Origin of the sequence: Azospirillum sp. TSH58, from assembly GCF_003119115.1 — a bacterium.
Taxonomy (GTDB): domain Bacteria; phylum Pseudomonadota; class Alphaproteobacteria; order Azospirillales; family Azospirillaceae; genus Azospirillum.
Genome location: NZ_CP022364.1, coordinates 2,810,816 through 2,823,799 on the forward strand (window position 1 = coordinate 2,810,816; position 12,984 = coordinate 2,823,799).

Genomic DNA, 12,984 nt, shown 5'->3' on the forward strand with positions numbered 1-12,984 from the left:
TATGTTCACACCCCAAGAACGAGCAAGGGTAGGGGAAAGTCAGCCGATGCCGAACGACATCCGAACGGGAAACCGTGCCAAGGCGCAGGAAGCGTCGCCGAAGGCCGTGTCGCCGTTGAGCGGCGGCATCGAGGCCATCGTCCGCGCCGACCACGGCGATCCCTTCGCGATCCTGGGCATGCACCAGACGGGCAAGGACCAGCCCGTCGAGGTCCGCGCCTTCATCCCCGGCGCGGAGAAGCTCTGGGTGGTCGACAGCCTGTCGGGCGATCCGGTGGGCGAGGCCGACAAGGTCCATGACGAGGGCTTCTTCGTCGCGGTGCTGCCCGACCGCAAGGAGCGCTTCCGCTATCGTCTGCGCGTCCAGTTCCCGCTGGCGACGGTGGAGTTCGAGGACGTTTACCGCTTCCCGTACGTTCTGGGCGAGCTGGACATCCATCTGCTGGCCGAGGGCACGCACCTCAAGAGCTTCGAGCGGCTGGGCGCCCACCCGCGGGAGATCGATGGGGTGGCCGGCGTGGCCTTCGCCGTCTGGGCGCCCAACGCCCGGCGGGTCAGCGTCGTCGGCGATTTCTGCGACTGGGACGGGCGGCGCCTGCCGATGCGCAAGCGCGTGGAGGCCGGCGTGTGGGAGATCTTCGTGCCCCACGCCACCGCCGGCCAGCGCTACAAGTTCGAGATCAAGGGGGCGGGCGGCGACCTGCTGCCGCTGAAGTCCGATCCCTACGCCTTCCAGGCGGAGTTCCGTCCGCAGACCGCGTCCGTCGTGCATGGGCTGCCGTCCTACGACTGGCAGGACACCGAGTGGCAGCGGACCCGTTCCGCCAGCGCCGACCTGACCGCGCCGATCTCCATCTACGAGGTCCATCTCGGCTCCTGGGCGCGGGTGCCGGAGGAGGGCGACCGCTTCCTCACCTACCGCGAGCTGGCCGACCGGCTGGTGCCCTATGTGAAGGATCTGGGTTTCACCCACATCGAGCTGCTGCCGATCACCGAGCATCCCTTCGACGGATCCTGGGGCTACCAGCCGATCGGCATGTACGCGCCGACCAGCCGCCACGGCACGCCGGAGGACTTCAAGTTCTTCGTGGACGCCTGCCACGCGGCGGGGATCGGGCTGCTGCTCGACTGGGTGCCCGGCCATTTCCCGACCGATCCGCACGGGCTGGGCTGGTTCGACGGCACGCACCTCTACGAGCACGCCGACCCGCGCCAGGGCTACCACCAGGACTGGAACACGCTGATCTACAATTTCGGCCGGACGGAGGTGCAGAACTTCCTGTTGGGCAACGCGCTGTTCTGGCTGGAGCATTACCGGCTGGACGGGCTGCGGGTCGACGCCGTGGCCTCCATGCTCTACCTCGACTACAGCCGCAAGGCCGGCGAGTGGGTCCCCAACCGCTTCGGCGGGCGCGAAAACCTGGAATCCATCGCCTTCCTGAAGCGGATGAACGAGCTGACCTACGGCCACCACCAGGGGATCATGACGGTGGCCGAGGAGTCCACGGCCTGGCCGGCGGTGTCGCGGCCCGTCTATCTCGGCGGGCTGGGCTTCGGCTACAAGTGGAACATGGGCTGGATGCACGACACGCTGGAGTACATGGCGAAGGACCCCATCCACCGCCGCTACCACCACCACCAGCTCACCTTCGGCCTGATCTACCAGTTCTCGGAAAACTTCGTCCTGCCGCTCAGCCACGACGAGGTGGTGCACGGCAAGGGCTCGCTGATCAACAAGATGCCGGGCGACGACTGGCAGAAGTTCGCCAACCTGCGCGCCTATTACGGCTTCATGTTCGCCCATCCCGGCAAGAAGCTGCTGTTCATGGGCGGCGAGTTCGGCCAGTGGCGCGAGTGGAGCGAGACGCGCAGCCTGGACTGGCACCTGCTGGAGGAGCCGCTGCACCATGGGCTGCATGCGCTGGTGCGCGACCTGAACCGGATGTACCGCGGCCTGAAGCCGCTGCACCAGACCGACTGCGACCCGGCCGGCTTCGAATGGATCGAGGCCAACGACAGCGACAACTCCATCCTCGCCTTCCTGCGCAAGAGCGGGGAGGACCCGGAGCACCATGTGGTCGTGGTCTGCAACTTCACCCCGCTGCCGCGCGACGGCTACCGGGTCGGCGTCGCCCTGCCGGGGCGGTACGAGGAGGTGCTGAACACCGACGCGCCGGAGTATGGCGGCAGCGGCGTCGGCAACGCCGGGGGCGTGGAGAGCGAGGAGACGGAATGGCATGGCCGCCCGCATTCCATCAGCCTGACCCTGCCGCCGCTGGGCACGCTGGTGCTGGAGCGCAAGGCCGGGTAGGGGCAGCGTTTCGATCAAAGGGAGAAGGGAGGAGCGGCGTTCCGCACTTGACGTGACCGGCGTGCCGCTCCTTTATTGCAAGAGGTGGCTATCCGCTTCGGCTAGGTCAGCCGCTGCGCCGACGCAAGCCGCTTGCGGTTCCGCCCGATCTCCAGCGCCCCTGGTGAGTCTGCCCTGATGTCCATCTCCACCGCCACGCGCACCGCCGTCTGGCCCGGCAAGCCCTATCCCCTCGGGGCGAACTGGGACGGGTTCGGGGTCAACTTCGCCCTGTTCTCCGCCCACGCCGAGAAGGTCGAGCTGTGCCTGTTCGACCAGACCGGCCAGCGTGAGGTCGAGCGGGTCGTCCTGCCGGAGCACACCGACGAGGTCTGGCACGGCTATCTGCCGGAGGCCCGGCCGGGCCTGCTCTACGGCTACCGGGTCCATGGCCCCTACGAGCCGCTGGCCGGGCACCGCTTCAACCCGAACAAGCTGCTGCTCGACCCCTACGCCAAGGCGCTGTTCGGGCCGTTCCGCTGGTCGGACGCCCATTACGGCTACCGCGTCGGCTCGACGCGCGAGGACCTGTCCTTCGACCGGCGCGACAACGCCCGCGGCATGCCGAAATGCCGGGTGGTGGACCGCGCCTTCACCTGGGGGCACGACCGGCATCCGGCGATTCCCTGGTCGGACACGGTGATCTACGAGACTCATGTCGGCGGCTTCACCATGCGCCATCCGGAGGTGCCGGCCCCGCTGCGCGGCACCTTCGCCGGCATGTCCACCCACGCGGTGATCGACTATCTGAAGGCGCTCGGCATCACCTCGGTGGAGTTCCTGCCGGTGCAGTCCTTCGCCGACGACCGGCATCTGGTCGGGCAGGGCCTGCGCAACTACTGGGGCTACAACAGCGTCGGCTTCTTCGCGCCCGAGCCGCGCTACATGACCACCGGCGTGCTGTCGGAGTTCAAGACCATGGTCGCCCGCCTGCACGAGGCGGGGATCGAGGTCATCCTCGACGTGGTCTACAACCACACGGGCGAGGGCAACCATCTCGGCCCCACCCTGTCCTTCAAGGGCATCGACAATCTCAGCTACTACCGGCTGCTGCCCGACAGCCCGCGCTTCTACATCAACGACACCGGCACCGGGAACACCCTGAATCTCAGCCACCCGCGCGTTCTCCAGATGGTCATGGACAGCCTGCGCTACTGGGTGACGGAGATGCACGTCGACGGCTTCCGCTTCGACCTCGCCACCGTGCTGGCGCGGGAGCCCTATGGCTTCGACCCCGGTTCGGGCTTCCTCGACGCGGTGCGGCAGGACCCGGCGCTGGCCGACGTGAAGCTGATCGCCGAGCCGTGGGACGTCGGTCCCGGCGGCTATCAGGTCGGCAATTTCCCGCCGGGCTGGGCCGAGTGGAACGACCGCTACCGCGACACCGTGCGCCGCTACTGGCGCGGCGACGACGGGATGCTGCCGGAACTGGCCGGGCGCATCGCCGGCTCGTCGGACCTGTTCGAGAAGCGCGGGCGGCGGCCCTGGTCGTCGGTGAACTTCGTCACGGCGCACGACGGCTTCACCCTGCACGACCTCGTCTCCTACAACGACAAGCACAACTGGGCCAACGGCGAGGACAACCGCGACGGCCATTCCGCCAACCATTCCTGGAACCATGGGGTGGAGGGCGAGACCGACGACCCGGCGATCCGCGAGGCTCGCGCCAAGCAGAAGCGCAACCTGCTGGCCACCCTGTTCCTGTCGCAGGGCACGCCGATGATGCTGGCCGGCGATGAGATCGGCCACAGCCAGAAGGGCAACAACAACGCCTATTGCCAGGACAACGAGACCTCCTGGCTCGACTGGGCGCGGCTGAAGGGCGAGGGCGGGCCGATGCTGGCCTTCGTCAAGCGGCTGATCGCGCTTCGCAAGGCCCATCCGGTGCTGCGCCGCCCGGTGTTCCTGCACGGCCGCCGCACCTCCGCGGACGGGCTGAAGGACATCGTCTGGTACACGCCGCAGGGGGTGGAGAAGTCGGCGGAGGATTGGCGCAACGGCCATGCGCGCTGCATCATGCTGCTGCTGAACGGCCATGCCGGGAGCTACACCGGGGTGGACGGGGCGCCGCAGGACGACGGGGTGCTGCTGATCGTGCTGAACGCCCACACCGACACGGTGAACGTCACCCTGCCCGAGGTGCCGGACGCGCGCGGCTGGCGCTGCGTGCTCGACACCCGCGTGGCGGACGGGGCCGGCGACGGGCGGATGCAACTCGCCGGGCGGACGATGCCGGTGGACGGGCGGACCGCCCTGGTGTTCGTGCAGGTCGAATCGCCCGGTCGTTGATGCGGGTCAATAGGCGGTATTTTCCGCCTGTGCTAACGTCGAGGCCGGGGGCGGCTCCTCCACCTCCGGTTTTCGCGGAACCGACGCATGCCCGACTACGACTTCTCCCTGGTTGACGCGGCCATCATCGACACGCAGTCCAACGGCCAACGCGTCCTGCGCGAGGTGCTGGCGCGGCTGGGAATGAAGCGGACGGGCGTCCACAACTCGGTCCAGGACGCGACGGAGGCGATGACCGCGGCGACGCCGGACCTGATCCTGCTGGACACCGACGGGGAGGAGGCGGAGGCGCTGCGCCTCATCCGCCGCCTGCGCAACGAGCCGGACACCCGCAACCCCTATGCCTGCATCGTCGCCACGACGTGGCAGCCGACGCCGCTGCTGGTCATGCGCGTCACCAACGCCGGGGCGGACGACCTGCTGGTGAAGCCGGTCTCGCCCAAGAAGGTGCAGGACCGGCTGGGCGCCCTGATCGAATCGCGCAAGAAGTTCGTGGTCACCGCCGACTACACCGGCCCCGACCGGCGCAAGTCGCCGCGCGAGGGCGCCCAGGTGCCGCTGCTCGACGCGCCCAACACGCTGCGGCTGAAGGCGACCAATCGCTGGGCCCACATCAACGCCCGCCAGCTCATGGCCGAGGCCAACCACTTCGTCAACGAACAGAAGCTGCTGCGCATCAGCGTGCAGGTCGCCTTCCTCATCGAGTTCGCCGCCCCCGGCCTGACCGCCCGCCCGCCGGAGCGCATGGCGGTGGAGCATCTGGCCCGCGCGCCGGCCTTCCTCGACGACCTGCTGCGCCGCCTCGACGATCTGAGCGAGCCGGGGCCGGCGGAGTCCGTCGCCAAGTCCCTGAAGATGATGGCGGAGCGCTTGCGCCTTCAGGCCGAATCGGGTGCCGTCGCGGAGGAGGAGCTGGAGCGCGTGCGCGCGCTCGCCCGCGACCTGATGCAGGCGGTGGATGCGGCCCGCTCCCTGGAGGCCATGATGGCGGAGGTCGCCGCCGCCGTGACCGGCTACCGCACCCGCCTGGAGCAGATGGCGCAGGCCAAGGCGGAGGCCGCGAAGGCGGCGCTGGTCGTGTCCGCGGCGAATGGCGATGCCGCGAAAGAGGCGGTCGGGTCGTGAACCCGCGAATGGTGAGCCGCTGACGGCGACGGCCGGATCATCCAGGGTTGCGGCGCGTTGTCACCCTTGCCCCGTCGCCGCGCGCGAAAGCGTTGCGGTCAATATGAAAATTCGAATGTTCGGGGCTGGACGGAATCGGCCCGACGCGCAATGCTCGCGCGCAGGCCGTTGCGGCCAGGATGACGCCACCAAGACGCCACGACCGATAACCGCGGGGACCCCTGAATGAGCGATCTCGACCGGCTTGCCGAACGGCTTGGCATCGAGCCCTTCTACCATGACATCTGGGGCAACCGGCGCGAGACCTCCGACGCGACGAAGCGCGCCCTCGCCGCCGCCATGGGCTATCCCGCCGGCAACGGCGACGAGTTGGCGACGAGCCTGCACGCGGTGGAGGATCGGGCGTGGCGGCGCATGCTGCCCCCCGTCCTGGTGATCGACGAGGGCGCGCCGCTCAGCCTCGCCCTGGCCGTCCCGGCCGGGCTGGAGGACGCCGAGCTGACCTGGACGCTGACCGAGGAGGGCGGGCTCGCCCACCGCGCGTCGCTGCGCGTCGGCAACCTGCCGCTGGCCGAGCAGAGGGTGCTCGACGGCGTGGCTTACGAGCGGCGGACGGTCTCCACCCGACTGCCGCCGACCCTGCCGCTCGGCTATCACCGGTTGTCGGTGGTGATCCGGCCCCAGGGCGTGGGGGGCACGCTGGAGGGCGGTACGGTGCTGATCGTCGCGCCGCAGCGCTGCCTGACCGTGGAGGACGTGGTTCCCGGCGGGCGGACCTGGGGCATCGGGCTGCAGCTCTACGCGCTGAAGAGCGGCGACGACTGGGGCATCGGCGATTTCGACGACCTCGGGCGCTTCGCCGAGACGGCGGCGGGGCTCGGGGCCGGGCTGGTCGGGCTGAACCCGCTGCACGCGCTGTTCCCGGCCGACCCCAACCACATCGGCCCCTATTCGCCAAGCAGCCGGACCTTCCTCAACATCCTCTACATCGACGTGGAGCGGGTGCCGGAACTGTCGGCCACGCCGCAGGCTCAGGCCCTCATCGCGTCGGAGGAGTTCCGGCAGCGGCTGGCCGCCGCGCGGGCGACGGAGCTGGTGGACTACCCCGCCGTCTCCGCCCTGAAGATGCCGGTTCTGGAGGCGCTGCACGCCACCTTCCGCGCGCTGGGCGAGAGCGACGCGCGGCGCGAGGCGTTCGAAACCTTCCGGCGGGAGATGGGCGAGCCGCTGCGCCGCCACGCCGTGTTCGAGGCGCTGCACGAGCATTTCTACCGCCGCGACCCGTCCCAGTGGATGTGGCGGACGTGGCCGCCGGCCTTCCAGCATCCGGACAGCCCGGAGGTCCAGGCCTTCGCCGCCGAGCAGGCCGAACGGGTGGCGTTCTTCGAGTATCTGCAATGGGAGGCCGACCGCCAGCTGGGCACGGCGGCGGAGCGCGGGCGCCGGGCCGGGCTGCCCATCGGCTTCTACCGCGACCTCGCCGTGGCGGCGCATCCCGGCGGCGCGGCGGCCTGGGGCGAGTCGGACATCCTGGTGCAGGGCGCCAACGTCGGCGCGCCGCCGGACCAGTTCAACATGAAGGGGCAGAATTGGGGCCTCGCCCCTCTGTCGCCGGTGGGCCTGCGTGAATCGGCCTATGGCAGCTTCATCGCCATGCTGCGCGCCAACATGCGCCACGCCGGGGCGCTGCGCATCGACCACGTGATGGCGCTGCAGCATCTGTTCTGGATTCCGGCGGACGGCAGCGACGGCGCCTATGTCGAATACCCGTTCGAGGATCTGCTGCGGATCATCGCTCTGGAAAGCCGGCGCAACCGCTGCATCGTCATCGGCGAGGATCTCGGCACCGTGCCGGAGGGCTTCCGCCCGGCGCTGGAGCGGGCCGGCATCCTCAGCTACCGCGTGCTGTATTTCGAGCGCAGCGCCGACGGCGGATTCAAGGCGCCGCAGGAGTATCCCGCCGGGGCCATGGTCACGGTGACCACCCACGACCTCGCCACCTTCAAGGGCTTCTGGACCAACCGGGACCTCGACTGGCGCGCCCGGCTGGACCTCTATCCCGACGAGGCGGCGCGGAACAAGGACGTCTGGGACCGCGGCGTGGACCGCTGGTGGATGCTGCAGGCGCTGGAGCGGGAAGGTCTGCGCCCGGCCAGCTACCCGAACAACGAGGGCTCGCAACCCTTCTCGCGCGCGCTGATGGAGGCGGTGCACCGCTACCTCGCCCGCTCGCCGGGCCGCATCGCCATGGTGCAGATCGAGGACGCGCTGGGCGAGGTGGAGCAGCCGAACCTGCCGGGCACCGTGGACCAGCACCCCAACTGGCGCCGCCGCCTGGGCGTGCCGGTGGAGGCGATGGCCGAGGACGAGGGGCTGCGCCGGCTGGCCGAGGCGGTCCGCGGCGAGCGGCCCTGAAGCCAGCCGAACCGGAAGCCGATTGCGATCCTGCGCTATTGGCTTACACTTGGCGCCAGTCGTCGGGCAAAAGAACAGCGCGCCGCGCCATGCCGCGCGGCCAATCAAGACGGAGGGGTAGATGAAAGGTGATCCGAAGGTTATCCGGCACCTCAACACGATTCTGACGAACGAGCTGACGGCCATCAACCAGTATTTCCTGCACGCCCGCATGTTGAAGAACTGGGGCCTGCACCGGCTGGCGGGCAAGGTCTACGAGGAATCCATCGGCGAGATGAAGCACGCCGACAAGCTGATCGAGCGCATCCTGTTCCTGGAAGGTCTTCCCAACCTTCAGGACCTGCACAAGCTGAAGATCGGCGAGGACCTGCCGGAGATGTTCACCGCCGACCTGGGCATCGAGAGCCACAACCGCGGCAATCTGCTGGAGGCCATCGCCGACTGCGACGCGGTGCGTGACTATCAGAGCCGCGAAATCTTCCGGGAGATCCTGGAGGACACCGAGGAGCACATCGACTGGCTGGAGACCCAGCTCGACCTGATCCAGCGCGTGGGCCTGACCGCCTACCAGCAGGAGCAGATCTACGGCGACGATTCGTCGTCCTGACCGACCGTCAAAGGGCCGTCTAGACGGACATCCCAGCCGACGCACCGGCCGCATAGGCCGCGGCGTCGGCCTTGCGGTAGGCGTTGATGGCGGCGGACCAGGGTTCGATGTGCAGCCCGCTGCCCATCGCGTCCTGATGAATGCTCTGCGCGATGAACCCGGCGTTTGGCATCGCGCTGAGGCGCGGCGACGTCCCGGTCACCGGCCCGTCGCCGGCCTCCGCGTCGTCCAGCGCGAATTTCGAGGAACCGGCGCGGCCGGCGCGGTTGCCTTCCGCTCCGCCCAGTTCCGCCCGCTGACCGCTTTTCAGCGCGTCGTCGGTGGCCGAGATATCATCGGACCGCCGGCGTTCCTGTTCCCCCGGCACGTGCCGGATCGGCTGCACCGCGATGGCTTCGCTGGCCAGCATCTGCCGGATGCGGTTCATCCCCGACAGGGACGGCGCGCCGGATGGCGATGGAAGGGACGGGATGCTGGACACGGGGACGCGACGGGTTGTGGAAGGTCCTGGTCCCGCATGGTATCAGCGCAAACCTTCCCGATGCCTTAAAAAAGTGGGGCAGGGGAGCGGCGCCGTGGTGGTTGCCCGTCCGACGGCGCCGAGGGTTGCGGTTCGAAGGGCTTAAGCCCCCTTGCGGCCACGGACGTTGCGGCGGACGACCGATTGCGCCTCCACGACCAGATCGCTGCCGCCCAGCACGCGGGTGAACAGCGCCTTCACCGTCGCCTGTCCATGCACCGTCAGCACGCCGCTGCGCGTGTCGTCCTCGATCTTCAGCACCGCGGCGTGGGCGCCCAGGAAGCTCTTGGTGAAGGCGTTGTCGAAGAAGCTGCGGATGTGGCCGTCCCGCTGGTCGTCGAACATCACCCGTCCGCCGGCCAGCGCCGCCGCGTCCACCGCCTGCGCCAGTCGGGCCTGCACCGCGTAGCCGCGCACCGTCTCCAGCGTGTAGCCGGCGCCCACCGCCAGGGGCAGGCCGAGCGCGATGATCAGGGCCAGCGCGAGCCTGCGCCCGGACCGCCGTTCCTGCCGATGCTGGAGCGCGTAAGGGTGGTAGACCATCACCATCGCCGGACCCAAAAAATGTGAAGGAGAACGCAAGACCAAATCTGCCAAAACGGCCTTAATGAGCGATTAACAGCATCCAAATAAGTCTTTGAATCTTTAAAAACGAGATAACGGGGGCGTGTGTTTGTTCGCGTTCATTCTCATAATTATTTTGAGTTGCACGAAGCTTTCGAGTGATATGAGGGAAAAATGGTTCGAAATTCGTATTAAAAAATTTTGATTTGGGGATTTTTGATCGGGCCTGCGGGGCGAGGCCGCCAGGGAAGATAAGGATTTCGCGCCGCATCGGAAGGGGAAAAAAGAAGGATCGGCCATGCGGCTGGGGGATGATCCGAAGGGACGTGGGAATAAAGCCGTCCACACCAGCGTCCAGGAAGCACCATCGTCCGAAAAACAAGTCAGGGGAGGGCATCCATGGACCGCGACATCTTTGGGGCTTGCGTCGGCGCTGCAATTTCCGCGGTCGTGCTGCTGTCGGCAGCCCCGGCACCGGCGCAGACATCCGCAGGTTCCGCGGGCATGAGCTTTTTCATCACCAGCGTCGGGCCTGGGAAAGGCGCCGATCTCGGTGGCCTGGAGGGAGCGGACCGCCATTGCCGGCAACTGGCCCAGGCCGTCGGTGCGGGAAACCGCGACTGGAAGGCCTATCTGTCCACCCAGGCGGCGGATGGCCGGCCCGCGGTGAACGCCCGCGACCGCATCGGCGCCGGTCCCTGGCAGAACGCGAAAGGGCAGGTGATCGCCCGCAGCGTGGAGGACCTGCACGCCACCAACGGCCTGACCAAGCAGACCGGGCTGACCGAAACCGGCGAGACGGTCAAAGGCCGCGGCGACACCCCCAACACCCACGACATCCTGACCGGCAGCCAGCCGGACGGCACGGCCTTCGCCGGGGCGGAGGACCGCACCTGCGGCAACTGGACCCGCAGCGGGACGGAGGGCGCCGCCATGGTCGGCCATCACGACCGCATCGGGCTGAGCGACGACCCGCCGGCCAAATCCTGGAACAGCTCGCACCTGACGCGGGGCGGCTGCAGCCAGGACGCCCTGAAGGGCACGGGCGGGGCGGGGCTGCTCTACTGCTTCGCGGCGGATTAGCGGGGCAGGAGCGGGAGGGCTGACCCGCCCGCTCCCTTTCCGCTTGCCTCCGGGGGCGCTACAGTCCCGACTTCCTGACGGTGTGTGGAGGCGGCCCGATGCGGGGCGGGGCGTGGCGTTCGGCGGTGCTGGGCTTTGCGGTGGCGGGCATGGCGCTCGCCTTCCTGGGGGTGGAGATCGGGCGGCTGGCCGTCGCCGATCCCGAGCGTTCCCTGCTGGACATGGGGGCCGTCGGGCTCGGCGTGCTGGCGCTGTGGATGGCCTTCGCCCGGCTCAACCGCCATTTTCGCGATCTGGGACGGCTGCGCGAGACCCTGTCGGGGTGGCGCGGGCGCAGCGCCGCCTCCCTCGCCGCCGACGCGAAGGAGGATGAGGCCGGCGACCTCGCGCGGGCGGCGGCGGAGGCGCTGCGCCATGGCCGCCACGGCGAGAGCCGCCCGGGCGAGCGTCTGGCGGGCGTGATCGCCGCGCTGGAGGAGCCGGTGGTGGTGCTGGACGATTTCGGGCGGATCGACACGCTCAACCCAGCGGCCTCCGCCCATCTCGGGCTGGCGGCGGGGGCCGACATCTACGACCACCTGTCGCGCCCCGAGTTGTTCCGCGCCATCGAGCGGGCGCGCGAGGACGGCCAGATGGTCTCCGCCCTGCTGCGCCGCGCCCAGGGGGGCGAGGTGCCGGTGCGCGTCAAGGATCTGGGGCTCCAGTCGGGGATCGCCCTGGTCTTCCCGGCGAAGGCGGGGGAGGCGCAGCCGCTGCTCTCCGGCGAGCGGCTGCTCCTGCGCCCCAACGCCCGTCCCGTCCATCTCGGCGACGAGGACCCGCTGCTGGCCCTGCCGATGGTCAGCCTGTGGGTCGCCACCGCCACCGGGCACGCGGAGGAGGGGGCCGTCGTCGCGGTGGGCACGGTGCGGATGGTCGGACCGCGCGTCTTCCGCAGCCTGTCGCTCGACCTGTTCGTCGATCCCGGCGCGCCGATCCCGGCGGAGGGCACCGCGATCCACGGCGTGACCACGGCGATGGTGGAGGGCGCCCGCCCCTTCGCCGCGGCCTGGCCGGTGATCGCCGACGCCCTGCGCGGCTGCGCGGTGGTCGGCTGGGGGGTGGACCGGGCGCTCGGCACGCTGGCCCGCGCCTGCCGCGACGCCGGCCTGCCGGAGCCGGAGACGCCGCCGACGCTCGACCTCGCCCGGCTTGCCGCGGCGCTCGACCCGGCGCTGGAGGGGGCTTCGCCGGACCGTCTGGCCGCCGCCTTCGGCGTCGCGACCGACCGCCGCACGGGCCCCTTCGCCCCCGCCCTGGTCGAGGCGGAACTGGCGGCGGCGCTGCTGACCCGGCTGGACCAGCGGGGGATCGCCACGCACGGGCAGGCGCGGGCCATCGCCGCTGGTCAGGCCGCCGGTCAGGCCGACGCGCTGCCGGAGTGAGCCTCGCCGGACCGGCGCCTTACCGCCATTTCGGCCGCCGCCCGGCCTTCAGCGCCTGCACCGCCTGGTCGAGCGTCTGCAGGAACTTCGACTTGTCCTGCTGGCTCATCGGCTTGTTGCCGCCGCTGACCACGCCCATGTCGCGCAGGTCCTGCATCAGCGCGCGGGTGGCGATGGCCGAGCCGATGCTGTCCTCGGTGAAGGGGCGGCCGGTCGGGCCGATCACCACGGCGCGCTTCTTGACGCAGCGGTCGGCCAGCTGGATGTCGGCGGTGACCACGATGTCGGCCTCGGTCGCGTGCTCGGCGATCCAATTGTCGGCGGCGTCGAACTCCGACCCGACGACGACCAGTTCCGACAGGCATTCGCCGGGCAGGCGGAGCGGGCCGTTGCTGACGATCCAGACCTTGATCCCGTTGCGCCCGGCCACCCGGTAAATTTCGGACTTTACTGGGCAGGCGTCGGCATCCACATAAATCTCGACCACCCGTCCTCCCTCCTTCGCCGTTTCATGCCGCGTCCTTATGCGCTAAAACCCTGGGCGAGCGAAGTGGCGCCGCGGGTGGCGTCCTGGATTTTTCCTTTTTGTGCAGAAGGGTCGGAGCGG

10 protein-coding genes are annotated in these 12,984 nt (G+C 69.4%); 7 read left to right on the forward strand and 3 right to left on the reverse strand.

Going from position 1 to position 12,984, the window contains the following annotated elements:
• Nucleotides 1–46 precede the first annotated feature (46 nt).
• The 5 genes from glgB (at nucleotide 47) to bfr (ending at nucleotide 8,786) form a co-directional block, all read left to right on the forward strand.
• The gene (gene glgB, locus TSH58p_RS16815) at nucleotides 47–2,311 is read left to right on the forward strand and encodes a 1,4-alpha-glucan branching protein GlgB (RefSeq protein ID WP_109069688.1); all 2,265 of its coding nucleotides are present in this window, start codon (nucleotides 47–49) and stop codon (nucleotides 2,309–2,311) included.
• Nucleotides 2,312–2,488: 177 nt separating this feature from the next.
• The gene (glgX, locus tag TSH58p_RS16820; RefSeq protein WP_109069689.1) at nucleotides 2,489–4,639 is read left to right on the forward strand and encodes a glycogen debranching protein GlgX; all 2,151 of its coding nucleotides are present in this window, start codon (nucleotides 2,489–2,491) and stop codon (nucleotides 4,637–4,639) included.
• 87 nt (nucleotides 4,640–4,726) lie between these two features.
• A complete protein-coding gene (locus TSH58p_RS16825) occupies nucleotides 4,727–5,764 on the forward strand; it encodes a two-component system response regulator (protein WP_109069690.1) in 1,038 nt (345 codons plus the stop codon).
• A gap of 225 nt (nucleotides 5,765–5,989) precedes the next feature.
• Nucleotides 5,990–8,179, forward strand: a complete 2,190-nt coding sequence (malQ, locus tag TSH58p_RS16830) for a 4-alpha-glucanotransferase (protein ID WP_109069691.1) — start codon at nucleotides 5,990–5,992, stop codon at nucleotides 8,177–8,179.
• A gap of 121 nt (nucleotides 8,180–8,300) precedes the next feature.
• On the forward strand, nucleotides 8,301–8,786 hold the full coding sequence (gene bfr, locus TSH58p_RS16835; RefSeq protein WP_109069692.1) for a bacterioferritin: 486 nt from the start codon (nucleotides 8,301–8,303) through the stop codon (nucleotides 8,784–8,786).
• Between the two features lie 19 nt (nucleotides 8,787–8,805).
• Here the strand turns inward: bfr and TSH58p_RS16840 are convergent, their stop codons facing one another.
• Both TSH58p_RS16840 and TSH58p_RS16845 read right to left on the reverse strand, forming a co-directional pair.
• Nucleotides 8,806–9,195 carry a hypothetical protein gene (locus tag TSH58p_RS16840; protein WP_109069738.1) on the reverse strand — a complete coding sequence of 130 codons (390 nt, stop codon included), beginning with the start codon at nucleotides 9,193–9,195 and terminating at the stop codon, nucleotides 8,806–8,808.
• Nucleotides 9,196–9,408: 213 nt separating this feature from the next.
• Entirely contained in the window at nucleotides 9,409–9,849 is a 441-nt protein-coding gene (locus TSH58p_RS16845; RefSeq protein ID WP_247873991.1) for a hypothetical protein, read from the reverse strand.
• Nucleotides 9,850–10,374: 525 nt separating this feature from the next.
• Between TSH58p_RS16845 and TSH58p_RS16850 the strand changes: the two genes are divergently transcribed.
• Nucleotides 10,375–10,953, forward strand: coding sequence for a hypothetical protein (locus tag TSH58p_RS16850; protein ID WP_247873992.1), 579 nt, complete (start codon nucleotides 10,375–10,377; stop codon nucleotides 10,951–10,953).
• Between the two features lie 98 nt (nucleotides 10,954–11,051).
• A complete protein-coding gene (locus TSH58p_RS16855) occupies nucleotides 11,052–12,377 on the forward strand; it encodes an exonuclease domain-containing protein (RefSeq protein WP_109069694.1) in 1,326 nt (441 codons plus the stop codon).
• A 19-nt stretch (nucleotides 12,378–12,396) separates the two neighbouring features.
• Here the strand turns inward: TSH58p_RS16855 and TSH58p_RS16860 are convergent, their stop codons facing one another.
• A complete protein-coding gene (locus TSH58p_RS16860; RefSeq protein ID WP_109069695.1) occupies nucleotides 12,397–12,864 on the reverse strand; it encodes a YaiI/YqxD family protein in 468 nt (155 codons plus the stop codon).
• Between the last annotated feature and the right edge of the window lie 120 nt (nucleotides 12,865–12,984).

Bases quoted from the DNA above. Each gene is read 5' to 3' on its own strand.
- TSH58p_RS16855 (WP_109069694.1), top strand. From the start codon at position 11,052: ATGCGGGGCGGGGCGTGGCGTTCGGCGGTGCTGGGCTTTGCGGTGGCG.
- glgX (WP_109069689.1), top strand. From the start codon at position 2,489: ATGTCCATCTCCACCGCCACGCGCACCGCCGTCTGGCCCGGCAAGCCC.
- TSH58p_RS16845 (WP_247873991.1), bottom strand. From the start codon at position 9,849: ATGGTCTACCACCCTTACGCGCTCCAGCATCGGCAGGAACGGCGGTCC.
- bfr (WP_109069692.1), top strand. From the start codon at position 8,301: ATGAAAGGTGATCCGAAGGTTATCCGGCACCTCAACACGATTCTGACG.
- glgB (WP_109069688.1), top strand. From the start codon at position 47: ATGCCGAACGACATCCGAACGGGAAACCGTGCCAAGGCGCAGGAAGCG.
- TSH58p_RS16850 (WP_247873992.1), top strand. From the start codon at position 10,375: ATGAGCTTTTTCATCACCAGCGTCGGGCCTGGGAAAGGCGCCGATCTC.
- malQ (WP_109069691.1), top strand. From the start codon at position 5,990: ATGAGCGATCTCGACCGGCTTGCCGAACGGCTTGGCATCGAGCCCTTC.
- TSH58p_RS16825 (WP_109069690.1), top strand. From the start codon at position 4,727: ATGCCCGACTACGACTTCTCCCTGGTTGACGCGGCCATCATCGACACG.
- TSH58p_RS16840 (WP_109069738.1), bottom strand. From the start codon at position 9,195: ATGCTGGCCAGCGAAGCCATCGCGGTGCAGCCGATCCGGCACGTGCCG.